Source organism: Alteromonas sp. ABH4_453 (assembly GCF_056160665.1).
In genome coordinates, this window is record NZ_JBSWXP010000007.1 from 235614 (window position 1) to 261703 (window position 26090).

The window sequence follows — 26090 nt, forward strand, 5'->3', positions numbered from 1 at the left end:
AAGAAATGCCCCAGTTAATAAACCACCGAAGAGGCCAAGGTATTCTTGGTTTTTCTGGTTCTCCAGTTCGTCAAAAAGGCTCTACAACAATAGTTGCGATTATAATAAGTATTGTTCTTTTAGGGCTTGGAATAGCGTTGTCCAATCAAATCTCATCCAATATCCGGCAGCAATCTATTGAATACTATGGTGCTCGGGCTTATTTGGCCGCGCAAAGCGGAATGGAAGTTGCGATTTCGAGGCTAATTAACGGTAATAACCCTGCTTGTACTGCCATTACTCAGCCAGTAATTATTAATGCAGCTAACGTGCAGAATTGTGTTATTACGCTATCTTGTGAGGTAGAGACCGAGGTCGAAGAGCCAGAAGTATCTGCTGGTGAAATTAGGGTTTATGCGTTAGGTGCGGAAGCACAGTGCAGTGCAGGCCAGCTTGAAACCTCAAAACGCGTTCTTGTTGAAGTGAGGCAGGAAGAATAATGACATACCGTATATCTCGTTTTCGAGCTTTTTCTATTGGGATGCTATCTGTATTAGCATTGCCCGTGTTAGCCGTCCCTCAAATTGAAGGCAGGTTTATCGAACTTCAAAATACCTATAACAAAGCAGAGTGGACGACTATTAGTTTTTCGCAGGTGTACGATGAGCCGCCCGCAGTATTTATGCTTTCAACCAATCAGGGGGCTAACCCTGCTATCGTCAAAATTCGCAACGTCACCAGAACGGGTTTTGAAGCATTGCCCCTTGAACCCTCTGGTGAAGATGGCCCTCATATAACTATGGGAGGTCATTACCTAGCGATTGCCTACGGCGTTCACGAATTTCCTGACGGCGATATTGTTGAGGTAGGAAAAATGGAGCTGGATGCTACTACTATCCAAGCTGCTACCAATTCGCCTTGGTATATTCCAACAGGACCATTAGTGCCTGGTACTGAAAATGCGCGATATGCAGAAGTACCGTTACAAACAGATTTTGGAGAACAGCCCGTTTTCTTCCACTCTATTCAAACCGTGAATAACCAAGTTGACGTAAATGGCAAGAAACCTCCCAATGAGCATCTACTGCCATTCCTGACCATTGCAGCTAAATATGAAGCGCCTTCATACTACATAGCCTTGGAAGCATCAGAAACAGATTACGAGCCCGTGACACGCACTGAAACGGTTGCTTACATGGCCACCACAGAAGGGTTTGACCGCAGGTTCTTTGACGACAGCGGTGTAGAGGTGGTCTGGGAAGCAGACTTTGCAGACGTGCGTATTCAAGGGTGGGACGATGGCTGCTTCCGGAATGACTTTAAAAATAGCTATGCGCAAACGCCATTAGTTGCTGCTAGTAAAATTAGTCGCAATGGCGCAGATGGTGGTTGGCTGCGCAGTTGCCAGGTTAACAAAAATAGATTGGGGCTTCGCGTTGATGAAGACCGAAGTTTAGATTCAGAGCGCAATCACACCGAGGAAGATGCCAGTATTCTGGCTATGACATCAGAGTTTGTGTTCAGTGGTGAAGTACCAAGTTGTGACGTGGCATTTCCTGGGGCGGTAGCTGCATTTGGCGGGTCTGCCATTAACCTTCCCGCGAATAGCCGTATTATTGATGAAAACGGCGGGGTATTGAGTGCAACACAACTAATAGCTGGTGGAACCGCTGGCACAGTGAACTATCCTAAATGTGGAGAGCCGGGTGTCGACTGTACCGTAAATAACACAGACTCACTGACCGAGTCACAAGCCAGAGCAATACCTAGTATTACAGTTGATGACAGCGGCCCCGAAATAACCGCCGGTAATTTAGCGGGGAATTATTACTTCAATAGGCAGAATGTACTGATGGCAGCGGGCAACTATAACGTCGTAGCCCCTACACGCATCTATATTTCCGATCCAGGTACAAATCCAAGTGGCGAGCCAACCCGCTTCGTTATGGCTAATGCTAATATAACGGTTGCCGATGGTGCCTATTTAGCTATTTATGTAGATGGCGACGTCCTCATTGATGGCTCCAACCCCAAAGCATTAGTCATTGCCAAAGGGACAGTGACGTTTGCTAACGTAGGTGATGAAACCATAGTTGGGCGGTTTAACGCAGGCGGAGGAATCGAATCTATTTCTTCACCTACGGTAAATATTCCTGCACCTCTTAAAGTAACTGCGAACGAAGTACCCAATAATATTCCCGGCATATGTGGTCGTGAGGTTATCGAAGTACTTAATCACTATCGCTATGAATTAGCGGACAACAAAGGCAGTAGCTGTGCGGCTAAACAGATAACGCTTAAGGCTTGTGCGGATGTGAATTGCGATCTCATCTACTCTCAGCCTTCAACGGTTAATCTGTCTCCGCAAAACAATGCTAATTTTCAGTGGAGCGGAAATGATGTCGTCTCTTTTACTGGACAGATTTCGTTAGCGCTAGACAGCCTGAAAGGAAACGATACAAAACTTGCAACACTAGGCGAAACGCCATCTTCACAGCTTCGCTGTTTTATTGGGGGAAAGGATGTAGGTATTGAAGGGTGTAAAATTGACTTCAAAGACGATGGTCTAGTGTTTAAAAACCTTACAGACAACACCGCCACTATTGTAACCCAACTATCTGGCAAACCATCAGATCAAGGCTTTAATAGTAAGACCTATGCTGTCGAGGCTTGTGGAAATTCAGAACTCTTAAAAAATAAAATAGTGGATGTGGACCTTAACTACAATTGCGCAAGTTCTAGCAATTGCTCGAATAAGGTGGCCCTGTCAAATAACAATAACACGTATGAACTTGGGTTATCTGCGGATACCTTCGCACTGCAATTTGACGCAAACTCTCGCGCTGAGTTTACGGTGCAGTATCCTGATGCGGGTGAATTATCGCTCACAGGAACAATTACTGACAGGACAGCAATATCCGGGTCTTCAAATATCTTTGCGGTTCGACCGTTTGGTTTTGCTATAGACATCCTAAATGACAGTGCTACCAGTACGAACCCTAACGGTTATGCAAGTAACGCGAATGGCTCACTGCTGAAGCGCACGGGAGAAGACTTTGTACTCGGTCTTCGTACAGTGCAGTGGGTTGATGGGGAAGATAATAATAATGATGGTGTGCCAGATAATTTTGCAGACTTAGCTAATAACAACACAGCCGAACACTATTCAGGTAGTGTCACTCTAACGCCTCAACAAACCTTGCCAGCAGGTGGAGCAACAGGCTCATTAAGCACAACCAGCGTTAACTTTGATAACGAAGGTAAAGTTAACTTGGCCGTAAATTATGATGAGGTAGGCACTATATCTATCGCAGCGCAAAGTACGTATTTAACAAATGCTAACGTATTAGGGCAGGTCGATAACGTGGGAAGGTTTGCGCCCTCTAACTTTTCACTAACCGGGGGTGTTGTAGCGGCATGTACTGCCAGTGATGGGTTCAACTATTTTGACCAACCTATTGATGAGGTCAGTTTTACGCTTACTGCCCTTAATCAAAATGGCAGCCGCACTGTGAACTACTATGATGGCTTCGACAAACTAACAAACCTTGGTTTGCAGGTAGAGCACGACGGAAGTTTGTTAGACCGTTTAGAAAATACAAACACGATTTCATGGCCTCAAAGCGGGGCTACAGGTCAAATTTCTTTTTCTGACAATGATATAGCATTTAGCCGCTTGGGTGGCGCAGCACTCGACGGAGCATACATGGACGCATCTATTGCGCTGGTGGCTGATAGTGGGCAAATAGAGAGCGCAAACTTTAATGGACTTTCTTGCACGGGTTTCTGTGTTGACGATTTTGGTGATGCGATCAGCTTCGCCTACGGCCGAGCTACGTTAATTAACAACTATGGCGGTGCAGATGAAGCCTTACTGCTTCCCCTTCGCACTCAATACTGGGACGGTCAAACGTGGCGCATAAACACGTACGATAGCTGCACAGACTTTGCTCACGGTAATATAAATGATGCCTCAGGCGAGCTAGTTTCTTCTGAAGCCGGAACCCTAGGTGAAGGTGCGTACGTCATCGGCGAAGGTATGCGCTTATCATCGCCAAATGGGGCGGGTAATTATCCGTTAACTTATACCCCCGAAGCTTGGTTGCTCTGGGATTGGGATAAAGATGGTGAAGCTGACAACCCGCCTAGCGCCACGCTGACCTATGGTGTTTACAGAGGAAACGACAACATCATTTACAAGCGGGAACAAATCAATGACTAATAAGGCAGTTTAATGGTTTTATTCACGACATTACAGATAGAGCGAGCATTAGCGGTGTCATTGTAAAAAGGTGTGAATATTTAGCTAATTGTTTTTGAACCTTCTAATGTTTACGGGGTCATTAATGGTTCTAATGTAGGAATCAAATGATTAGCGCGTATGCATTATGCCTTTATGGGGCTGACGCCGGATTTGCTTATCAATAAAGTAGTTATTTTGGCCCTAAGTGACACCATTACTTGCCCAAAATTGCCCCCATTGTTAAAGTGTGCGAATAAATATCGACTTCACGTTAAAGCGTCGCCGTCTCACCTTTGCAAATACGCGTTAACACAGGAACAGGAATACACACTTCATGTTTAAAAAGCTTCGAGGCATGTTCTCTAACGATCTGTCCATCGACCTCGGAACAGCTAACACGCTGATTTATGTAAAAGACCAAGGTATTGTTCTAAACGAGCCCTCAGTAGTAGCTATTCGTCAAGAGCGCGCAGCAGGACCTAAAAGTGTAGCTGCAGTAGGTGCAGAAGCTAAGCGAATGCTTGGTCGTACGCCGGGTAACATTCGTGCCATTCGCCCAATGAAAGATGGTGTTATCGCCGACTTTTACGTTACTGAAAAAATGCTTCAGCACTTTATAAAGCAAGTGCACGACAATAACTTCTTGCGTCCTAGCCCTCGTGTATTGGTATGTGTGCCATGTGGTTCAACACAAGTAGAGCGCCGTGCAATCAAAGAGTCTGCGCTTGGTGCAGGTGCGCGAGAAGTATTTCTTATCGATGAACCTATGGCTGCGGCCATCGGTGCGGGCTTGCCTGTGTCAGAAGCGCAAGGTTCAATGGTGGTAGATATCGGTGGCGGTACTACTGAGGTTGCTATCATTTCATTAAACGGCGTGGTTTATTCATCTTCTGTGCGTATTGGTGGTGATAAATTCGATGAAGCTATCATTAACTATATTCGCCGTAATTTTGGCTCACTTATTGGTGAAGCAACCGCCGAGCGCATTAAGCATGAAATTGGCGCAGCCTATCCGGGCGAAGAAGTACGCGAAATTGAAGTACGCGGCCGTAACCTAGCTGAAGGTGTACCTCGCGGGTTTACGCTAAATTCAAATGAAATTCTTGAAGCACTGCAAGAGCCGCTAACGGGTATTGTGTCTGCTGTCATGGTGGCACTAGAGCAGTCTCCACCAGAGCTTGCTTCTGATATTTCTGAGCGCGGTATGGTACTTACCGGTGGTGGCGCGTTACTTAAAGACTTAGATAGATTGCTAATGGAAGAAACGGGCATTCCAGTTGTTATTGCTGATGATCCGTTAACCTGTGTAGCACGCGGCGGTGGTAAGGCTTTCGACATGATTGACCTTCACGGTGGCGACCTGTTTAGCTACGAATAAACAGGAAAGGCAACCGTAAGGTTGCCTTATTTGTATCATGGATACTATTTTTACTCGCGGTCCTTCTTTAAATATCAGGCTTACGTTGGCGCTTTTGCTATCGGTAACCCTGATATTTGTTGATCACAAAATGGACGGCTTTAAATCAACGCGAGTATACCTTAACTCTCTAATGAGCCCGCTACAGTATATTGCTAACCTTCCAGGGTTAATGCTTAGCGAGAGCGCTCAGCGCCTTACTTCTCAAGAACAATTACTGGCGGAAAATCAAAAGCTCAATAACCAACTGTTGCTTATGAGCGAAAAGCTTCAGCAGTTCGAGGTTATCGCAAAAGAAAATGCGCAGCTTCGTGAGCTGCTGCAGGCCCCTGTTCGCCTAGCGTCAAAAAAAATGGTTGCTGAGCTAATGGCGGTAGATAAAAACCCATATAGCAAGCAGGTGGTTATCAATAAAGGGGCGATTGATGGGGTTTATCTATCTCAGCCAGTTATTGATGACAAAGGCGTTGTGGGCCAAGTTATGGAAGTAGGCTCAACTAATAGTCGCGTGCTTCTGATTGCTGATGTTACGCACGCCATTCCGGTTCGTTCGTTACGTAATGATATCCGCTTTATTGCCACCGGAAGCGGCGCATTAAATGAATTATACCTTGAGCATGTACCGCACAGCGTAGACATTCAAGAAGGCGATACGCTTATTTCATCGGGCCTGGGTAAGATTTTTCCAGAGGGCTATCCCGTCGCCACCGTTAAGCAGGTAGTGAGAGATGAAAGTCGTCCTTTTGCACGTGTAATTGCTACGCCGTTGGCTAATTTAGACAGGCTTCGACACTTGTTGCTCTTATGGGACGCTGAAGGTGCATTAGCTGATCCTGAGTCAGACACCGATGAAAAGGCAAGCAAGCCAGCAGACAACGAGGAAGAGTCTTCAGATGCGTAAACGTAACCTCGTTATTTGGGTAAGCCTGTTAGTCGCCCTTGTATTGCAAATTGTTCCACTGCCAATTCAGGTAGATGTCTACCGCCCTGATTGGGTGCTAGTTGTGCTTGCCTACTGGAGTATGGCACTGCCCCACAGAGTGAATGTAGGTGTGGCGTTTTTAACTGGCGTTGCAATGGATGTGCTTGTGGGCACAACGTTGGGCATTCATAGTTTCGGCTTAAGTATTTGTGTTTATATATTAGCGGCCAATTACCAAAGACTAAGAAATTACTCTGTATGGCAGCAAGCTATTATTATCGGCCTTCTATCGGCGCTATATCATCTGCTCACATTCTGGGTACAGCACCTACTCACTGATATTTATTTCCAGGTCGATTACTTGTGGCCCGTTGTAACGTCTATGGTGCTCTGGCCATGGGTATTTTGGTTACTCAGGCGCACACGTCGACAGTTTTCAATTGCGTAACTTAAACACATTCTCGATTAAACCAAAGGTAAGCCAATGACAAAATCGGTAGTGTTAGCGTCATCCTCACCACGACGTACTGCTTTGCTCAAGCAAATGAACATCGCCCATACAATACAACCTGCCGATATTGACGAGTCGCCACGTGACAATGAGCCACCAATGGAGCTTGTCACAAGGCTTGCCAGTGAAAAAGCTCAAGCGGTTAAAGCGCGCCTTGAGGAACAGCAGGCAATGACCGACAACAAGGTTATTCTGGCCAGCGACACCCTGATATCGTTTAACGGACAAAGTGTTGGCAAGCCAGAAGATAAAGCGGATTCTAAGCGCATTCTCACTATGCTTTCTGGTAAAACTCATGACGTACTTACGGCTATTTGCGTACTTGATAACGCTCAGCAACAGACTCAAGTAATTACCACATCCGTGACTTTTGCAGCATTGACGGATGAGCAAATTGACGCATACTGGGAAACAGGAGAACCTGCCGACAAAGCAGGGAGTTACGCTATTCAAGGTATTGGTGGTGAGTTTGTCGTTTCCATTAACGGCAGTGCAAGTGCCGTAATAGGCCTGCCACTGTACGAAACCCGCCAATTACTTAATGCATTTGGACTGAATGAATTTGGAGTAGTATCGTGAGTGCTGAACTGCTTATTAACGTTACCCCGTCAGAGTCACGGGTGGCGCTTATTGAAAACGGAATACTGCAAGAAATTCACGTAGAGCGTCACACCAAACGGGGTTTGGTGGGCAATATCTATCGCGGTAAGGTTAGTCGTGTATTACCGGGAATGCAGGCAGCATTTGTGGATATCGGTTTGGAAAAGGCCGCCTTCTTACACGCATCTGACATTGTTATTCACAATGAAATTGCTGAAGAAGTCTCGGCCAGCCATATTCAAAAGCAAGATATTCGCGAGTTGGTGCGAGACGGTCAGGATATTGTGGTTCAGGTAGTGAAAGATCCTATCGGTACCAAAGGTGCGCGCCTTACCACAGACATTACTATTCCCAGTCGTTATCTAGTATTTATGCCATCGGTAACCCACGTGGGTGTATCTCAACGCATTGAAGAAGAGGCAGAAAGAGATCGCTTAAAGTCGCTGGTGCAAGAGTTTTGCGATGAAAACGGTGGCTTTATTCTGCGCACGGCGGCTGAAGGCGTGGGCAAAAACGAACTGCAGTCCGACGCTGCATTTTTGCGAAGGCTGTGGGATAAAATTCAGTCGCGTATGAAAAAGCGCAAGTCTAACGTGCTCTATGAAGACTTACCGCTAGCGCGACGAGTGCTGCGCGACTTTGTAGGCACAGAGCTCGATAGAATTCGTATCGACTCGAAACTATCATTCAATGAACTTCACCAGTTCACCAAAGAGTACGTGCCTGAAATGAACGGCAAGCTCGAATACTACCCGGGTGATAGACCTATTTTTGATTTATACGATGTGGAAAACGAGGCGCAGCGAGCCTTAGAGCGTCGTGTCGATTTAAAATCTGGTGGCTACTTGATCATCGATCAGACTGAAGCCATGACCACAATTGATATTAATACGGGCGCTTTTGTTGGCCATCGGAACTTAGAAGAAACAATTTTTAACACCAATATTGAGGCGACGCAGGCCATTGCCCGTCAGCTAAGACTACGCAACTTAGGTGGTATGATCCTTATCGACTTCATCGATATGATTGAACCAGACCACAAACGACGTGTCTTACACTCATTAGAGGTGGCGACGAACAAGGACAGAGCCAAAATAAATATTCACGGTTTTACCGCGCTGGGGCTTATTGAAATGACCCGAAAGCGTACCCGTGAGAGCATAGAGCATATACTGTGCGGCGAATGCCCGGTGTGTAAAGGCCGAGGCACAGTCAAAACCATTGAAACCATTTGCTTTGAAATTATGCGTGAAATTGTACGGGTGAATCGCGCCTACGACGCAGACAAGTTTGTGGTTTACGCTTCACCCAAAGTGGCGGAAGCTTTAATGGGTGAAGAGTCTCATATGCTGGCAGAACTGGAAGTATTTGTGTCTAAACAAATCAAGGTTCAAACAGAAACACTGTACAATCAGGATAAGTACGACGTCGTCATGATGTAATGCATTAACGTATACAAAGGCAAAATGTGACAAATTTTTCGTCGGTAGCCGCTTATCTGCTTAAGAAGTTTTGGCTGCTACTCGCCGTATTGCTTGTACTTTTCGCGCTTGTTTTAAGCGCTGCACGCTATGCTCTGCCGCATATTGAGCACAACAAACACCTGTTGGAAAATTATATTAATGAGCAGTATGGCGTAAACCTATCCATTCAAAGTGTGCATGCGGTTTGGCAGCGCAATGGTCCGAGTATTGTGCTCAATTCGGTATCGTTGGCCAAAAACGATGCTTCCCCTGTAGCGTTGGATATCAGGCAAATCTACGTCGAGTTAGATTTTTGGGAATCGCTACGCCACCAGCTTATCTCATCCACGCGTTTCGAGCTGCGTGGTCTTAAACTTGATATTGACGCCGATCGCCTTTCTGGAGGCGCCAAGAATAACTTTCCTGTAGTAAATGCGCTAGAGCGTCTGTTTTTAGAACAGCTTCAAAGCTTCTCGTTAGAAGACGGAGTAGTATCTGTCACTCATCTTAATGAAACCAATTCATTTGATATTGAAAGTTTATCGTGGAACAACCATGAAGAGCGACACCAAGGTTTAGGTCAGCTTAAGGTTGCAGATTTAGCGGCTAACTCGGCGTCGTTTATCATTGATATCACGGGCACGCGGGAAGACTTTGACGGCGTGTTCTACGCCAAAGCCGAAGAGCTTGATATTTCTTCTTGGGTGAGCGATCTCATCAAAACCAAGCGTCCACTAGCGCAAAGCCGCGCAAACTTTGAAGTATGGACTAACTTTTCTCAAAGTGAAGTCACTAGCGTACAAGCCGAGCTTAGTGAAAGCCTTTTAGAGTGGGGCAGTGGCCGCGCGAAAACGGTAACAGGTATCAGCGGAGGTAGTCTTCAGGCGTTGCCTAACGATGAGAACAGACAGGGAGGCTGGAATGTCCGAGTGGATCAATTGGTGCTTAATTCGAGCAACGAGACCCTTACAACAGACCTAATTGGCAGTATAAGTGCAAATGGTGATGCGCTGATAAACACCGTAAAGCCGGTGCAAATTAACCCCTTTCTGCTGCTGTTACCGCTTTTCATGGATGATACCAGTGAAGAAGAAATACGCGGGCTTAATCCAAAAGGCGAGTTGGCCACATTGCAGATTCAATGGCACAACGGCCAGCCTTCTTTAGCGGCTAAAGTGCTAGATTTGCAGTGGGACAAAACAGATAAGTTACCAGGTCTTTCGTCGCTAGACGCAGACGTTTTCTGGTATAAAAATAATGGCGCTATCTACTTAGAGAGTGCGGATAGCTTACTAAGTGCCAACGGCGTAATTAAGAAAGACATCAATATAAACCTGTTTAAATCTCAGTTTTATATTTACCCAGAGCAGATAGATAGCGAAGACAAGCAGTGGGTAGTAAAAGGCAGCGATATGCTGCTTGATAGTGATGCCGTTACTCTTCACCCGCAGTTTAAACTGAATACGTCGACAGGGTTTATGTCGCTTTATGTGGATGTAAGCCCATTGGCGCTAAATGAGGTGAGCAGTTTATTTCCCCCTTCTTTAATGGGGGCTAATACCGATAAATACCTTACTCGTGCGTTTACAGGAGAAGGTGAAATCGCAAATGCGCGCGTGCTGTGGCACGGTCGCACCAGTGACTTCCCGTTTGAAGATAACACAGGCATTTTTCAGGCGTATGTCGATATTGAGCGGGGGGATTTTCTTTTTGCGCCAGACTGGCCGGCACTGAGTAACTTAGATCTATCTCTGTATTTTGTGAATAATGCATTAGTGATGGAGAGCCCTAGCGCGACGCTTGCTGGTATGAAAATCAGCGATATGTCGGCTGCCATCCCAAGCTTCAAGCCGGGTGCTCGACTAGCTATTTATGCTACTGGTGAAGGTACCGGAGATGCCCTGACTGATTTAATGATGAACTCGTCATTACAAAAATCTTTAGGCAAAATTCTTAAGAATGATGTGCAGGTCAGTGGGCCTCTATCTGCCGACATAAAGCTTGATATTCCGTTTAAAGGCAAAGATGTAGTGGCATCGGGTACCGCACATCTATCCAACAACCCTGTTTATATTTCTACAACTAACATGCTGTTTGATAAAGCGTCGGGAAAGGTGTCATTTGTTAATGGCGATATAGACGCAAGTGGGCTTCAGGCACAGTTTCTTAAACAGCCGGTGAACTTGTCGCTATCCGGTAGACAGGGTGACGCGTACGACCTAAATGTAGAGTTAGGTGGACGGTGGCATGTACACCCGCTCGCTAACTATGTGAACACGGATCTCACCGAATACATCGACGGCGAAAGTGATTGGAACACTAAAGTCGACCTGATGCTATCAAATAGTGGCTTTAACTATTCCGCTACTTTAACCGCAGACTTAACGGCCACACAAAGTGTATTGCCTGCTCCCTTCGATACGCCAGCGGGCAGCAGTTTACCGCTGCTTATTACCAGTAAAGGCGATAGCAAAGCATCAAATGTTGAGGCATTACTAGGTGATAATATTCGTTTTGACGGTGTGCTTCCGCACAAAGAAATGCAGTTTTCACGTGCGCACTTGGCACTTGGCGAAAGCGATATAGCCAACATTGGTACAGGTTTTAGTATCAGTGCTAATCTAGCTCAAGCTGATGTGCAAGAATGGTTTACCACTATTAATATGTTACTTTCTGGCAAAGGGAAAGACACCAATACTGCCATTGTAAAAACAAATGCCCAATCGAGTATCCAATCAAACGAAAGCAAAAAAGTGAATTTGTTTGGTACTCCCTCGCGGATATTCGCCAAAGCCGACAAGTTAAATTTTGCTGGCCACAGTATTAAAGATGCGCAGCTCAGTGCAACAGAACGCAATAAAGATTGGATCCTTGACTTAGCGTCGCCTCAGGCAAGAGCCACTATTCGTATTAATAGTGATTTAGACGAGCAGGGCATTGAGGTAAATGCCGACTACTTATCACTAGAGAAGCCTGTTGAAGCCGGGGGGACGACAAAAACCGGTTCACAGAGCGGCGTTGAGTTAGCTACTAATAGTGCTATGCCAAATGAGGAAGGCGAGTCGCCCTACAATATTGACCCTAATACGCTACCGCCCATTTATTTTTATTGTCAGTCCTGTGGCGTGCACGGCGTTGATTTAGGTGAAATTACCTTAGACATAGCCAAGGAAGACAACGGCTTAGCCATTCGACAACTTTTGGTGAAATCTGATGAAACTAACGTTACCGCAACGGGTTATTGGAAGCACATGGGAGGCGAGATACAAAGCGCGTTAAACGGAACACTAACGTCTCCCGACGTTGGGCAGATGCTAAAAGAGTACGGTGTTGAATCAGGTATAAAAGATTCTAGCGCAAACGTCGCGTTTGATATCAACTGGCCAAATGCGCCGATGAATTTCGGGTTTGAACAGCTAAACGGTAATGTTGAGTGGTCGCTGTCAGATGGGTATCTAACTGAGTTGAGTGATAAGGGGTCACGAATCTTTACCCTGTTTAGCTTGAACTCGTTAGTGCGGAAGCTCAGCCTCGACTTTCGAGACGTTTTTGCTAAGGGTTTTTTCTACGACGATATGGGCGGTACGTTAAGTATTGTTGATGGCAAAGCGTATACCGACGATACTGAAATTGACGGCGGCGCTGGTGAAATAGAGATCACGGGTTTCACCGACCTCAATACCGGTGGATTAAATTACAACGTATCGTTCGCACCGAACGTAACCGGGAACTTACCGTTTTTAGTGTATTTCTTGGCTACGCCGCCCACTGCACTCGCTGCTCTTGCCATAGACCAGGTGCTAACCTCTGCGAAAGTTATTTCGAATGTGAACTATCGCGTTACAGGCACCATAAAAGATCCTAAGTTCGACGAAGTTGAGCGCAACAGCAAAGACATCAGCTTACCTGCGCAAAATGCGCCTGTACCGACCAACCCGCAAGACAGGCCATTAACGGACGATGACGTACGCAGGCTTAAAATGGAGGTGATCGATGGTTAATTTAGTTGCATTACAAATGACATCTGCGCCAAGCGTGGAAGAAAATCTCGACACCGTTGCAAACGAAATGGCATTGGCAAAGATTGAGAAAGACAGTTTAGTTGTGCTTCCAGAGTGTTTTGCTTATTTCGGCGGTAAAGACAAAGGCCAACTTGCTGTGGCAGAAACAAAGGGCGAAGGTGAGATTCAGCGCCGTTTGTCAGCGCTTGCTGCACAATACCAGTGCTATCTGGTCTCGGGTACGTTTCCAGTGAAAACCAATAGCCCCGAGAAGTTTTCCGCAGCCTGCATGCTGTTTGGCCCCAATGGCGATGTGCTAGCAGACTACCGCAAAATTCACATGTTCGATGTATCGGTTAACGACAACACGGGCAGTTATCGTGAATCGGCGACAACCGAAGCGGGCAGCAAGGTGCTTACAGTTGAAACGCCAATAGGCAACATTGGTCTTGCGGTGTGCTATGATGTACGCTTTCCAGGGTTATTTACTGCAATGGGCGATATCGATATTTTGGTGTTGCCAGCGGCCTTTACCCAACGCACCGGAGAAGCGCATTGGCATGCGTTGTTGCAAGCCAGAGCCATTGAAAAGCAGTGCTTTGTGGTTGCTGCAAATCAAAGTGGTGTGCATGCAAATGGCCGTGAAACATACGGTCACAGTCTTGTACTGTCGCCTTGGGGGGAAACCCTTGCCGAACGCAAAACCGACGTAGGGTTAGTTTCGGCAAAAGTAGATATTGCAGAAAGAGAAACCATTAAACAGAATATGCCGGTTGCCGAACATAACCGATTCAGGAGTCACTTTGTCTAAATCTGTTGAGCGTCATTTATTATCTGACTCAGGGCTAGATATCACTAAGCTAGAGCGTGCTTTAGCGACTATTCATCGTCACGATACCGACTATGCCGATTTATATTTTCAGTCAAGCCAGCACGAAAGTTGGGTGTTGGAAGACGGTATTATCAAAGAAGGCAGCTATAACATTGAGCGCGGCGTAGGCGTACGTGCAATTAGCGGTGAAAAAACGGGATTTGCTTATTCTGATGAAATAAGTGAAGAAGCGTTAACTAAAGCGTGCAAAGCAGCCCGCGGTATTGCGCCAAGTGGCGGAACCCAGCAAGTTGCTGGTTTGGGGCACAAGAGCGTTGAAGCACGCTATGCCGAAAATAATCCTATTCTTGCGATGCAAGATGCCGAGAAAATCTCACTGCTTAAAGCGGTAGATGCTTATATCCGTAAGCAAGAGCCGTCTGCCAATCAGGTGGTAGTAAGTTTAAGCGGCGTATATGAAGAAATTTTAGTTGCTGGCAGTGACGGTACTTTAGCTACTGATATTCGCCCGCTAGTACGCTTGAACTGCTCGGTATTGCTAGAACAAGGCGATAGACGTGAACGTGGTTCAGCGGGGGCAGGTGGTCGCTATGCCTACTCGTTCTTTAAGCAAGACGAAAACGGTAAACCGTATTACGAAACGTTGGCAGAAGATGCCCTTCACATGGCACGCGTTAACATGCAGGCTGTGGCGTCACCGGCAGGCGCTATGCCTGTAGTATTAGGCAACGGTTGGCCAGGAGTGCTACTTCACGAAGCGGTAGGGCACGGTCTTGAAGGCGACTTTAACCGTAAGGGGGCATCAACCTTCAGCGGTCGCATTGGCGAGCGCGTGGCAGCCCAAGGTGTAACGGTTGTCGATGATGGAACATTAAGCGACCGTCGCGGTTCGTTGTCAGTGGATGACGAAGGCACGCCAACCGCACATAACGTCCTTATTGAAGATGGTATCTTGAAAGGCTATATGCAGGATAAACACAACGCTAAGCTTATGGGCGTTGCGCCTACCGGAAATGGCCGTCGTGAGTCTTACGCACACTTGCCTATGCCTCGTATGACCAACACTTACATGCTGGAAGGTCAACACGATCCGCAGGAAATTATCGCCTCTATCGACAAAGGTATTTACGCACCGAACTTCGCTGGCGGGCAGGTAGACATTACGTCAGGAAAATTCGTATTTTCTAGCGCGGAAGCCTACTTAATTGAAAACGGTAAAATTACTGCACCGGTGAAAGGGGCTACCTTAATTGGTAACGGCCCAGAGGTTATGCAAAAAATCTCAATGATTGGTAACGACACTGCCCTAGATAAAGGCGTAGGTGTATGCGGTAAAGACGGTCAAAGCGTACCAGTAGGTGTAGGACAGCCTACGCTTAAAATTGACGAGCTAACAGTGGGCGGAACCGCCTGATAATTGTACACTGCCACTGGCTTGCGCCAATGCAAGTCAGTACTTTGCTTCGTGCTTTTTCTAGATAAAAGGAATTATCAATGATTGTTAGTGTATTGAAATGGATGGCTATCGTAGTACTGGTTTTAGTGGCCTCAGCTGCAGGATACGCTCTTTTTGTTCAGCTTTCTTTTGACAGCACGCAGCCCATCGAAAACTATGGCAATGTAGACACTGCCCTTTTCACGGACAAGTCACAAACGCGCCCCCTGCTTGTTTATTTTGGCGGCAGCGAAGGTGGCAACAGCATGACAAAGCCATCTAATGTATCTGAACGAAACCTGTATTTAGACGCGGGCTACGCTGTTCTCGCGGTAGGGTATTTCAAGATGCCAGGTTTACCTGAAGAACTTGATCGTATATCGCTAGATGCAATTTACGAGAAAGTAATAGAGGCCCAGCAATTGCCGTTTATTGACTCTCAGTGTGTTGCCGTTATGGGAGGCTCTAAGGGGGCTGAGTTGGCTTTGCTGCTTGCATCATTATATCCCGACATCGACGGTGCTGTTGCGTTCGCTGGGAGCCATGTTTCTTTTGCAAGCCCCTCTTTTAGGACAGGAGCGTCTACCGCTTCGTTTCAGCACAATGGTCGTGACATCCCCTTTGTTCAGATACCAAATGGCGCTATTCCTAAAATGCTTACCGGAAATTTTCGCGAGGCACATAACATTGCTCTTGAACAAGGCACGCAGGAAGCAGCAAATGCAGCGATTCGCGTTGAGAATATAAAGGGGGCAGTGTTGCTAGTATCTGGTGAAAACGATCATGTTTGGCCGTCTGCAGAAATGTCGGACAGAGTCATAAAGCGGCTTGAGGAAAACAAATTTGCTTACCCGTACGAACATATTGTGGCACCGGGCGGTAATCATTTTACGCCTCAAAGCGACTACCACGATCGTGCAATAGCCTTCTTAAATAGACATTTTAAGACTACTTGCCAAAGTGAAACCAACGAGAAAAAAGCGTAGAAGCATCTTAACGTTGCTTTGAATTAGGTTTTGTCTAGACTTTCTGCTTGTACTTCGCAAGATAAGCCACAACAGCTGGCCTCCACCTCTTGGAAGCCATGTGTATTCATTGCAGAGAACGCGCCTTTTTAATCATCTAGCATGGCGTCTTTCAAATACTGAGACAGCTCTCTGAATGCTTTAGACAGCGCATTCTTTTCACGCTCTTTCTTAATTTAGCGGTGAAATTGGCGCAGCTTTTGGCGGTCAAGTTCAGGGTGCGCTTCAATCAGCTTTTGAATAGTGGGGTCGCCCTGTTCGATCACGGCTTCACGGGCTTTTTCTAGTTTTGTATGCGCACAGTTATAAGTCGCGGCTAACTTTCAAACCCTTTTTCATTTAACCACTCAATAGCATCTTCCTCGTTGGTAAAAATACCTAATTCAAGGCCTGCATTGTCGTAAATTCTCTGAAATTGCGCTCTTACAATGGGTTGTACCGTAGTGTCACCAATAACTAGCGCACCAAGCGCCATTCCGTGTTGCGCACGCCACTCAACCGAACGTTGAAGTTCTTTTTCGCCGGCTTTAGTAAGAAGGGCTGAACCATGCAAAAAACCTAAAAATGCCCAGTGATCCCCACCAAAGCTGTTAATCACATCCATCATATCCCGCGCATAGCGCTCTATGGCTGAGTCATCGGCAATACCTTCAGCCGACACGCCAACAATGTTACCAAGTACAGCAATTTGATACTGACCGTACTTGCTTTTCAGTGTTGCGTTAGGGTTAGAAAATATTTTCACACTATCTCCCCTTGGCTGGTGAAGGATACTCTGATGTAGATATTAGTGTAATTATAGACCATTAATCTTCGTGAATAACGTCTTTTAAATACTGAAACAGCTCTCTGAACGCTTTGGGTGGTGCATTCTTTTCACGCTCTTTCTTAATTTGGCGGTGGAATTGACGCAGCTTCTGGCGATCGAGCTCAGGGTGCGCTTCAATCAACTTCTGAATAGCTGGGTCGCCCTGTTCAATTACCGCTTCTCTGGCTTTCTCTAGCGCATGGAAAGCCGCGTTTGCAGCTTGGTGCTGGTGCGTAAGTTTCGCAAGTGCTTCTTCTATGTCGGCAGTATCGCGATTACGCAGTGCTTTACCAATAAACTGAAGCTGGCGTCGATAACCATCTTTTTTCTTGTTAACTTTACGGGCAATAGCAACCGCATCGGCCAGCTCTTCATCCATAGGAATAGTGGCAATGTTTGCATCGGTTAGGTTAACTAAGGTTTCGCCTAGCTTGTGAAGCTCTTTTGCTTGACGCTTCAGCTCAGTTTTACTGACAAACTCTTCCTCTTCGAACTCATCTGCTTGCGCATCTTCGAAGTAAGGATCTTCAGGAGAATTGTATTTCTGATCACTCATTTCAAACTCATTAGTGTTACACTTTAGCTAAATTGTAACTATCACAGTCGAATTAAGACAGCGAAACTTACTATGCAAATTGAGCAGCAGTTAGCCGACATTCAAAATGTCGTAGATGATGTACTAAAATTAGCCGTTTCAAAAGGCGCTACGCAAGCTGAAGCCAGCATGTCGAAAGTGCAGGGTATCGCCGTATCTTCACGTATGCAAGAAGTTGAAAACGTTGAATTTACCAACGACGGTGGCTTAGGTATAAGCGTATACGTAGGCAAGCGAAAAGGCAGTGCTTCTACTGCTGATTTGAGCAAAGCAGCGTTAACTTTAGCGGTAGAAAAAGCCGTCGATATTGCACGCTATACGAGTGAAGATCCTTGTACAGGTTTGGCCGATGCTGACCTTATTGCTACTGAATTCCCAGATTTAGACCTGTATCACCCCGAAGAGCTAGATACTGAAAAAGCCATTAAAACCACCATTGAAGCTGAAAAAGCAGCAATGGATTACGACTCGCGCATTACCAATTCAGATGGCGCGTCGTATAACGCAAATTTAGGTATGCGTGTTTATGGCAATACCCATGGTATAAACGCAGGCTACCCTAGTAGCCGCTATTCTTTAAGCTGTATGGTTATTGGCGCACAAGATGACGATATGCAGCGCGATTATGCCTACACGGTAAGCCGGAAGGCCGATTTGTTGCAATCAGCAAGTGCTGTAGGCATTGACGCTGCAAAAGCAACTGTAGACCGCTTAGGCGCCCGTAAGATTAATACGGCGAACGTACCTGTACTTTTACACCGCGACATCGCATCTAGCCTGTTCGGTCATTATGTCGGTGCTATCAGCGGTGGCAGCCTTTATCGTCGTTCAAGCTTCTTACTTGATAGCCTTGGCAAACAAGTTTTCCCAGAATGGCTTAACGTTGAAGAACGCCCGTTTATTAAAGGCGGCTTAGCAAGCTCTAGCTTCGACAACGAAGGTGTAGCCTGTGCAGATATGACAATAGTTGATGGCGGTAAATTAGCCACATACCTTTATACGACGTACTCTTCGCGTAAGCTAAATACTCGGTCTAACGGTCATGCTGGTGGTATTCACAATTGGCTAGTAGGCGATACAGGTCATAGCGACGCTGAGCTTCTAAAAGAAATGGGCTCAGGACTATTTGTGACCGAACTTATGGGGCAGGGCGTTAATGGTGTAAGCGGTGATTACTCGCGCGGTGCTGCGGGCTACTGGGTTGAGAATGGCATTATTCAATACCCAGTCCATGAAGTAACCATTGCCGGTAACCTAAAAGATATGTTCAAAGGCATTGTGGCTATTGGTGCTGAAAAAGATGTGCGCGGCAGTGTACAGACTGGCTCTGTGCTTATCGACCAAATGAAGATAGCGGGCAGCTAGCTCGCGTTTTCTCGAAACGCTGAAGGGGAAAGACCTGTCGATTTCTTAAAGCGTTTTGAGAAAGTAAATACATTTGTGTAGCCCACATAGCTTGCAATGTAGGAAACGGGCCACTGCGTGCTTAACAATAAGCTTTTGGCCCGAGCCATCCGCAAATGAATAACGTGCTGTTTTGGGCTTCGCCCAAACACTTGTAAGCACAACCTATGAAGGTGAGGGGCAGAGTAATGGACTTGCTCACTTAGGCTTTCCATATCCCAATCAAACTGAAGCTGTTTTTCAACCGCAGAAAAGAGGCTGTGAAGTCTGTTTACTTGGCGTCGCTCTTTCTCATCTTGACAAGACTCTTTATTCAGAGGTGCATCAATAATACGATACAGATATCTAGTCACGAGCTGCATTGCCGTCTCTCGATTGTCCACATCGCGCTCTAAATAAAGCAGCTCCATAGCGTGATGTAGGCCCCCTAGCTTGGTGTTATCCAAAACCACAGCACCACTTTTACTGAATGATTTCCAGCGCTCTGAATCTGCTAGGTTTACCCAAATAATATCCCATTGCTCACTAACTATTGTGACTTCGAAACTTTGTCCTGCGGGTAAAATAATTAGCTGTCCTTCATCTAACTGCATTTCGCCTGATGGGACGCGGAACTTCCCTTGTCCATGAATGCTGTAAAACAAGGTGTGATTAGGAGGCGAAACGCGACCTACAGTATAGTTACCTGATAAGTTAGAGCATCCTGCTAGTTCAATCTCCAGCTCGCTGATTTCAGGCGCGTTACTACTATCAATAAAGCGTTCAAAGCACTTAGGGCCTATGTCTACAATGTCTCTGAAACTAAGTTGCATAAATGTAAAATGATAGTTTTGGATAAATAAATGTAAGTTTAGAGCATAAAGGATTTAATGAAAGTTAGCTATATTTCGTTTAACGAAAAAGTAAAGGATATGACATGCTTAATGTTGCGCAGATAGTGGCCCAAAACGATTGGCAAAACCCAGTTGTGTTTCAGAGAAATCGCACCAATGCTCACAGTCCACATCACGGATATAAAACGCTAGAAGACGCATTGCACAATACCAATGCACAAAAGCGTAGTTTAAACGGCGAGTGGGATTTCCGATTATTTGATGCACCAGAAAATGTACCTGAAAGCCTCCTTTCTAAAACATTAAGTGATGACGAGTATGCTAATTGGCAGCACATTACCGTACCTTCTAACTGGCAGCTTCAAGGTTACGACAAACCGATTTACTGTAACGTGAAATATCCCTTCGCGGTGAACCCTCCTGTAGTGCCTAGCGAGAATCCAACGGGTTGCTACCGCACAACGTTCAACATTACCAAAGATGAGTTAAAACAGCGCAATCATATCGTTTTTGAAGGGGTGAATAGCGCGTTTCACTTGTGGTGCAACGGCGAGTACGTGGGTTATTCCCAAGACAGTCGTCTACCGGCTGAATTCGATTTGTCTGGCTACTTGGTTGAAGGCGAAAACCGCCTAGCTGCGATGGTGATCAGATGGTCAGACGGCAGCTACTTAGAAGATCAGGATATGTGGTGGCTTAGCGGTATCTTTCGCGATGTGAATTTAGTCACTAAACCTCAGCAGCACATTCAAGACGTGTTCGTTACGCCAAGCCTCGATGCCTGCTATCGCGACGCAACGGTTTTAGTTCGTACTGCCATCAATGCGCCGTCTTCGTTTAAAGTAGGCATCCAGCTTTTTGATGGCGATAACGCTGTTACCGAGCAAGTCATTACCGGCACTAACAATAAACGTATTGATGAAAAGGGCGGTTGGGATGATGTAGTTTTTCAAACGCTTCATGTGAATGAACCTAAACACTGGACTGCTGAAACACCTAATCTGTATCGCATCGTAGTCTCACTTATTGATGAAAGCGGCGAGACGGTGGAGCGTGAAGCCTACAACGTTGGCTTTAGGAACGTTGAAATGAGAAACGGCCAGCTGTTGGTTAATGGTAAAGCCGTGCTAATTCGTGGGGTTAACCGTCACGAACACCATCAGACGAAAGGGCATGCCATTAATGAAGATGACATGCTAGAAGACATTAAGTTGTTAAAGCAAAACAACTTTAACGCTGTGCGTACCGCCCACTACCCAAATCATCCGCGCTGGTATGAGCTTTGCGATGAATACGGGCTCTATGTGGTAGATGAAGCGAATATCGAAACGCATGGTATGTTCCCAATGGGAAGGCTTTCTCGCGACCCGCTATGGGCCGGTGCTTACATGGCGCGCTTCACGCAAATGGTTGAGCGGGACAAAAACCACCCTTGTATTATTATCTGGTCGCTAGGTAACGAATGTGGTCATGGACCCACCCATGATGCCATGTATGGCTGGGCAAAGTCATTTGACTCATCACGACCTGTGCAATACGAAGGTGGCGGCTCTGATACTACGGCTACCGACATTATCGCGCCTATGTACGCCAGGGTAGATACCGATGTTAAGGACGATGCTGTACCTAAATGGGCAATTAAAAAGTGGTTGTCGATGCCGGGCGAAAACCGTCCCGTTATTCTGTGCGAGTACGCCCACGCAATGGGCAACAGCTTGGGCAGCTTTGATGAATACTGGAAAGCATTTAAAGAATACCCGCGTCTTCAAGGCGGCTTTATCTGGGACTGGGTTGACCAAGGGTTAGTAAAACACACAAATAGCGGCGAAGGTTATTGGGCTTACGGTGGCGACTTCGGTGATACCGATAACGACCGTCAGTTCTGTATTAATGGATTACTATTCCCAGACAGAGCGCCACACCCTCACTTATTTGAAGCGAAGTACTGCCAGCAGCACTTAAGCTTTTCGCTGGCTGAAAAAGACAGTGCGTTTGAACTAACAGTAAACAGCGATTACCTATTTAGACATACAGATAATGAGTTGTTGTGTTGGCAAGTACTAGAAGACGGAAAACCAATTGCAAATGCAAAGGGCGAGTGCGAAATCAATATAGGTCCGCAGCAAGCACAGACCCTAACGCTATCTCCTGAAATCACGTTTAAAGCAGGCGCCGAGTATCATTTAAATATTGATGTTGTAACCGCGAATGATTGCCCATGGGCTAGTGCAGGTCATGTTATGGACACCGCGCAGTTAGCGCTAGTCAACAAGCGTGGAATTGTGTCTTTTTCTCTTAATGATAACGACATAACTAACGGCACTAGTGAGCTATCGGTTGAAGCTCAGGATGGGATATTGCTGGTAAATGCGCAAAATAACGTATTTAGCTTTAATAGTGAAAGCGGGCTATTAACCTCTTGGCTTCAAGGCACGGAGGAAACACTTAGTGCGCCGCTAGAAGATAACTTCTTCAGAGCGCCGCTAGATAACGACATTGGGGTAAGCGAAGTTGATAATCCAGACCTCAATGCGTGGGAGTCTCGCTGGCGTCGTGCTGGAATTGGCAAGTGGACACGCACTTGCACGGGCGTAAACGTTGAGCAGGGCGCACAAGACGTGCGTATAATATCGTTATTTGATTATCACCATTCAGAAAAGCTGGTAGCGGCAACCAAGTGGGTTTACACCATAAATGCACAGGCCAAGCTATCGGTAGACGTTGAAGTGCTTTTGGATGACGGTTTACCGCCTATGCCACGTGTTGGTATGCAAACGGCGGTACCTGTAGCCGATAAGCCAACGTCGATTACCTGGCAAGGCTTAGGACCGTTTGAGAACTATCCTGACAGAAAAGCGGCAGCGCGTTATGGTCACTACACCTTATCTATAGAAGAACTGCAAACGCGCTACATATTCCCCACGGATAACGGTTTGCGCTGTGGCTGTAAACAACTTGAAGTTAGCGGCCTAAAAGCAAAAGGACAGTTTTTCTTTAACGTGAGCGAATATGGGCAAGCACAGTTAGACGAGGCAAAACACACTAGTGATTTGACACCTCAAGATTGTGTGTTTGTGTACATTGATCATGCTCACATGGGCGTAGGTGGCGATGATTCATGGAGCCCAAGTACACATAAAGCATTCTTGTTGGAAGAGAAGCAATACCGCTACTCAGTTTGCTTTAGTGCTGCTGACAGTTAATCCTCAGTGTGAGCAAGGTCATTAAGCGCTCGATATCTCAAGTGACAATTCGCGGCATAGCTTAGTTATGCCGTCATTGGGATAAAGTGTTTATATATAAAAAAAGCCGCTACATGGTAGCGGCTTTTTACTAATTCAAAACTCGTTTAGGTAACGTCTTAGCCGTCAACCTGACCGCAGAAACGGTAACCTTCACCGTGAATGGTTACAATCAATTCTTCATCTGAAGGATCTGATTCGAAGTGCTTACGAATACGACGAATCGTTACGTCAACCGTACGGTCATTCGGACGAAGTTCACGCCCCGTCATTTCCATAATTAGCTGCTCACGGGTAAGGATCTTACCTGGATTGCTTAGGAAAAGGTGAAGAGCGCGGAACTCACTGCGTGGTAGGCGGAACTCTTTCCCGCTTGGCGAAATCAATGAACGGCTATCACCGTCAAGCGTCCAACCGTTGAAGCTTACACGGCTTGGTAAATCGTCGTCTTCTGAAGAGTTTGTAGTACGAGACAGTAAGTTGCGCGCGCGAATGGTTAATTCACGCGGGTTGAATGGCTTAGTCAGATAATCGTCTGCGCCAATTTCAAGACCTAGAATACGGTCAACGTCGTTATCACGACCCGTTAGGAAGATAAGTCCAACGTTTTTACGGTCACGTACTTCACGTGCCAAGATAAGGCCGTTTTTACCCGGTAGGTTAATGTCCATGATAACCAAATTGATAGCGTGATTCTCGAAGAAATCATGCATTTGATCACCGTTTTCGGCCTCAAACACATTATACCCTTCCGCTTCAAATAAACTCTTAAGCGTGGTACGGGTTACCACCTCATCTTCAACAATTAACACATTTGGCGTCTGCATGGTGTTTTACACTCTTTCTAAAATACGATTTAAGCAACTAACTGGTTAAATTTTAATATTCATGTACTTGATTGCAAGCAACTTGTGAATATTCTTACTGTTAAGGTATTGGGGTTAGCCAATAAAAATCAATAAAAGTTCATACTTTATACAACTATTCTGACGTTTTAGCATTAACAACGGGGAAGATAATTATAAATTCTACGCCGTTGCCTTCCTCACTGGTGATCGATATTGAACCATTAAGGGCTTGCGTTACTAAGTTGTATACCAAGTGCATTCCCAATCCAGAACCACCTTGCCCACGCTTCGTGGTGACAAAGGGGTCAAATATCCGTTTGCGAATTTCTGGGGAAATGCCTTTTCCGTTATCGGTATAAACAAGCTTGAGCTTATTGCTACTCACCATTTCGGCACGAATATCAATTGTGCCTTCATCCATGGTTTCAAACCCATGAATAACCGAATTCATGATTAAATTAATCAAGATTTGATTTATTGGGCCAGCCTTCGTTTCAACGCTAAGGGTAGGGTCGCAATCTACGTTGATGTTGTGTTTTAATTTTTTAAGTCGAGGCTGCAATGACAATAGTATCTCATTAACTAGCTGTACAACGCAAAAACTTCGACTAGATTCTGAGGTTTGATCTACAGCAACCTGCTTAAAACTGCTAATAAGTTCGGCAGCTCTGTTCAAATTGCGGTAAATAATGTTGAGGTTTTCGTTACTTTCATCCAAAAAGCGTTTCATTGCACTGGCTTTCAGCGTTTTATTTTCAAAGTCTTTTTGAATAACCGCTAACCTGTCTAACATCATTGTCGACGCAGTAACGCCTAAACCTATCGGCGTATTTACCTCGTGCGCAACGCCCGCGACCATATCACCAAGCGAGGCCATTTTTTCATTCTGTACAATTTGACGCTGGAACTGATGTAGCTTTTCTAACGTTTGAATAAGTTCCTGGTTTGCATCCTTAAGGGCGGTGGTTCGGTGACTTACCATATCTTCTAGGCTGGCATTGAGCTTTCTATGTTGCTCCTCCGCCTGTCGTTGCTTTTGCATATACTCTTGCATGCGAAACAGCATCACATTCACGGCGTCAGCTAAGATATCGAGCTCTCTAATGGTGGACCCGCTGGCACGGGCTGAATAATCACGTTGTCGCGATGTGCGTTGCAAAAAGTTAGCGATACCTTCAACGGGACCAGTTACAAAACGCTGCATTCTTAGTGCGGAATAAAAACTGATAAGCAATAACGCCAAGGCTACGGCTAAATTAAGCCAAATTGACTTTCCAACCAATTGATTAAAGTTTTCCGATGAAACCCTTAGATACACCCAGCCCAACTGAATGTTAGTTTCTGTATCGAACACTTTTGCACTGAGTTCAAGGTAGCGACCATTATCTGCTAGTACCGGGTTCATAACCATGGAAGCTAACTGACTTTCTTTGCCACCTAACAAAAGCTGCCCTTCTTTATTGTATGAAGCAAAAATCTCAGGCTCTTCCGTTCCGCTTTTTGCTTTGTAAACATGAGCATTAAGCACATGCTCAGCGGCAGTGAGGTTATTTAATGCAAATTCAATGCGTTCAGGTGTTTCATCGTAGAGGTAAGTGGCAGAACTTCTGGCAACGAGTTTGGCGAGTATCAGTGCGTTCGACTCAATCTCGTGGCGATAAGTTTTTATCTGTGTATAAACTGTAAGCGTTGTTAAAACAGCAAGTGAGAAGGTAGCAATAGACATCACCCCCCAGAGAAAGAGGCTCTTTATAGAAAGCTTAACTGCCTTATCCGTCATACCCGCCTTGTGTACCGTCCATCTACATCGTTCAGTTTTTAATAGTGGCGCAAAAATTGACAAAAGGAAAGGTGCTTACAAACAATAATTTATGTAGAACACACTAATCACAAATATTCACGTCTAGGAGGATATGTCGCTGTAAAACAGCG

At 45.8% G+C, this 26090-nt stretch carries 18 protein-coding genes and 1 pseudogene; 13 read left to right on the forward strand and 6 right to left on the reverse strand.

Going from position 1 to position 26090, the window contains the following annotated elements:
- Positions 1 to 5 precede the first annotated feature (5 nt).
- From ACXAGV_RS15475 to ACXAGV_RS15525, 11 genes are all read left to right on the forward strand, one after another.
- On the forward strand, positions 6 to 479 hold the full coding sequence (locus ACXAGV_RS15475; protein ID WP_474874013.1) for an agglutinin biogenesis protein MshP: 474 nt from the start codon (positions 6 to 8) through the stop codon (positions 477 to 479).
- A complete protein-coding gene (locus ACXAGV_RS15480; protein WP_474874014.1) occupies positions 479 to 4201 on the forward strand; it encodes a DUF6701 domain-containing protein in 3723 nt (1240 codons plus the stop codon). The genes ACXAGV_RS15475 and ACXAGV_RS15480 overlap by 1 nt, the downstream gene beginning before the upstream one ends.
- Positions 4202 to 4556: 355 nt before the next feature.
- Positions 4557 to 5600, forward strand: coding sequence for a rod shape-determining protein (locus ACXAGV_RS15485; RefSeq protein ID WP_012516782.1), 1044 nt, complete (start codon positions 4557 to 4559; stop codon positions 5598 to 5600).
- Positions 5601 to 5637: 37 nt separating this feature from the next.
- On the forward strand, positions 5638 to 6540 hold the full coding sequence (gene mreC, locus ACXAGV_RS15490; RefSeq protein ID WP_474874015.1) for a rod shape-determining protein MreC: 903 nt from the start codon (positions 5638 to 5640) through the stop codon (positions 6538 to 6540).
- On the forward strand, positions 6533 to 7009 hold the full coding sequence (gene mreD / locus ACXAGV_RS15495; RefSeq protein WP_474874016.1) for a rod shape-determining protein MreD: 477 nt from the start codon (positions 6533 to 6535) through the stop codon (positions 7007 to 7009). The genes mreC and mreD overlap by 8 nt, the downstream gene beginning before the upstream one ends.
- Positions 7010 to 7045: 36 nt before the next feature.
- A complete protein-coding gene (locus ACXAGV_RS15500; protein WP_474874017.1) occupies positions 7046 to 7651 on the forward strand; it encodes a Maf family protein in 606 nt (201 codons plus the stop codon).
- The gene (rng, locus tag ACXAGV_RS15505) at positions 7648 to 9114 is read left to right on the forward strand and encodes a ribonuclease G (protein WP_474802711.1); all 1467 of its coding nucleotides are present in this window, start codon (positions 7648 to 7650) and stop codon (positions 9112 to 9114) included. The genes ACXAGV_RS15500 and rng overlap by 4 nt, the downstream gene beginning before the upstream one ends.
- A 26-nt stretch (positions 9115 to 9140) precedes the next feature.
- Positions 9141 to 13136, forward strand: a complete 3996-nt coding sequence (locus ACXAGV_RS15510; protein WP_474874018.1) for a YhdP family protein — start codon at positions 9141 to 9143, stop codon at positions 13134 to 13136.
- Positions 13129 to 13947 (forward strand): carbon-nitrogen hydrolase family protein, encoded by an 819-nt coding sequence (locus ACXAGV_RS15515; RefSeq protein ID WP_474874019.1) that lies wholly within the window; start codon positions 13129 to 13131, stop codon positions 13945 to 13947. The genes ACXAGV_RS15510 and ACXAGV_RS15515 overlap by 8 nt, the downstream gene beginning before the upstream one ends.
- The gene (gene tldD / locus ACXAGV_RS15520; protein ID WP_474874020.1) at positions 13940 to 15382 is read left to right on the forward strand and encodes a metalloprotease TldD; all 1443 of its coding nucleotides are present in this window, start codon (positions 13940 to 13942) and stop codon (positions 15380 to 15382) included. Before ACXAGV_RS15515 ends, tldD begins: the two co-directional genes overlap by 8 nt.
- Positions 15383 to 15462: 80 nt before the next feature.
- Positions 15463 to 16389, forward strand: a complete 927-nt coding sequence (locus tag ACXAGV_RS15525; protein ID WP_474874021.1) for an acyl-CoA thioester hydrolase/BAAT C-terminal domain-containing protein — start codon at positions 15463 to 15465, stop codon at positions 16387 to 16389.
- Between the two features lie 215 nt (positions 16390 to 16604).
- Here the strand turns inward: ACXAGV_RS15525 and ACXAGV_RS15530 are convergent.
- The 3 genes and pseudogenes from ACXAGV_RS15530 to yjgA form a co-directional block, all read right to left on the reverse strand.
- A pseudogene (locus ACXAGV_RS15530) lies at positions 16605 to 16721 on the reverse strand (dual-action ribosomal maturation protein DarP); the annotation flags it as partial.
- 23 nt (positions 16722 to 16744) lie between these two features.
- A complete protein-coding gene (locus ACXAGV_RS15535) occupies positions 16745 to 17173 on the reverse strand; it encodes a hypothetical protein (RefSeq protein WP_474874022.1) in 429 nt (142 codons plus the stop codon).
- A 61-nt stretch (positions 17174 to 17234) separates the two neighbouring features.
- Positions 17235 to 17792, reverse strand: a complete 558-nt coding sequence (yjgA, locus tag ACXAGV_RS15540) for a ribosome biogenesis factor YjgA (RefSeq protein ID WP_334058562.1) — start codon at positions 17790 to 17792, stop codon at positions 17235 to 17237.
- Between the two features lie 72 nt (positions 17793 to 17864).
- Between yjgA and pmbA the strand changes: the two genes are divergently transcribed.
- Positions 17865 to 19196 carry a metalloprotease PmbA gene (gene pmbA, locus ACXAGV_RS15545; RefSeq protein WP_474874023.1) on the forward strand — a complete coding sequence of 444 codons (1332 nt, stop codon included), beginning with the start codon at positions 17865 to 17867 and terminating at the stop codon, positions 19194 to 19196.
- Here the strand turns inward: pmbA and ACXAGV_RS15550 are convergent.
- Complete coding sequence (locus ACXAGV_RS15550; RefSeq protein ID WP_474874024.1) at positions 19193 to 20047, reverse strand: AraC family transcriptional regulator; 855 nt, start codon at positions 20045 to 20047, stop codon at positions 19193 to 19195. The two genes, pmbA and ACXAGV_RS15550, sit on opposite strands and share 4 nt — an antisense overlap.
- Before the next feature lie 104 nt (positions 20048 to 20151).
- On the opposite strand from ACXAGV_RS15550, the gene ACXAGV_RS15555 reads away from it, so the two are divergent.
- Entirely contained in the window at positions 20152 to 23271 is a 3120-nt protein-coding gene (locus ACXAGV_RS15555) for a beta-galactosidase (protein ID WP_474874025.1), read from the forward strand.
- A 158-nt stretch (positions 23272 to 23429) separates the two neighbouring features.
- Here ACXAGV_RS15555 and arcA read toward each other — a convergent pair whose 3' ends face one another.
- Both arcA and ACXAGV_RS15565 read right to left on the reverse strand, forming a co-directional pair.
- Positions 23430 to 24137, reverse strand: coding sequence for a two-component system response regulator ArcA (gene arcA, locus ACXAGV_RS15560; protein ID WP_014947922.1), 708 nt, complete (start codon positions 24135 to 24137; stop codon positions 23430 to 23432).
- 154 nt (positions 24138 to 24291) lie between these two features.
- Positions 24292 to 25938, reverse strand: coding sequence for a sensor histidine kinase (locus tag ACXAGV_RS15565; protein ID WP_474874026.1), 1647 nt, complete (start codon positions 25936 to 25938; stop codon positions 24292 to 24294).
- Positions 25939 to 26090: the final 152 nt, after the last annotated feature.

Coding starts and splice junctions, on each gene's coding strand:
- ACXAGV_RS15475 (WP_474874013.1), top strand. CDS start 6: ATGCCCCAGTTAATAAACCACCGAAGAGGCCAAGGTATTCTTGGTTTT.
- ACXAGV_RS15480 (WP_474874014.1), top strand. CDS start 479: ATGACATACCGTATATCTCGTTTTCGAGCTTTTTCTATTGGGATGCTA.
- ACXAGV_RS15485 (WP_012516782.1), top strand. CDS start 4,557: ATGTTTAAAAAGCTTCGAGGCATGTTCTCTAACGATCTGTCCATCGAC.
- mreC (WP_474874015.1), top strand. CDS start 5,638: ATGGATACTATTTTTACTCGCGGTCCTTCTTTAAATATCAGGCTTACG.
- mreD (WP_474874016.1), top strand. CDS start 6,533: ATGCGTAAACGTAACCTCGTTATTTGGGTAAGCCTGTTAGTCGCCCTT.
- ACXAGV_RS15500 (WP_474874017.1), top strand. CDS start 7,046: ATGACAAAATCGGTAGTGTTAGCGTCATCCTCACCACGACGTACTGCT.
- ACXAGV_RS15515 (WP_474874019.1), top strand. CDS start 13,129: ATGGTTAATTTAGTTGCATTACAAATGACATCTGCGCCAAGCGTGGAA.
- ACXAGV_RS15525 (WP_474874021.1), top strand. CDS start 15,463: ATGATTGTTAGTGTATTGAAATGGATGGCTATCGTAGTACTGGTTTTA.
- yjgA (WP_334058562.1), bottom strand. CDS start 17,792: ATGAGTGATCAGAAATACAATTCTCCTGAAGATCCTTACTTCGAAGAT.
- pmbA (WP_474874023.1), top strand. CDS start 17,865: ATGCAAATTGAGCAGCAGTTAGCCGACATTCAAAATGTCGTAGATGAT.
- ACXAGV_RS15550 (WP_474874024.1), bottom strand. CDS start 20,047: ATGCAACTTAGTTTCAGAGACATTGTAGACATAGGCCCTAAGTGCTTT.
- ACXAGV_RS15555 (WP_474874025.1), top strand. CDS start 20,152: ATGCTTAATGTTGCGCAGATAGTGGCCCAAAACGATTGGCAAAACCCA.
- arcA (WP_014947922.1), bottom strand. CDS start 24,137: ATGCAGACGCCAAATGTGTTAATTGTTGAAGATGAGGTGGTAACCCGT.
- ACXAGV_RS15565 (WP_474874026.1), bottom strand. CDS start 25,938: ATGACGGATAAGGCAGTTAAGCTTTCTATAAAGAGCCTCTTTCTCTGG.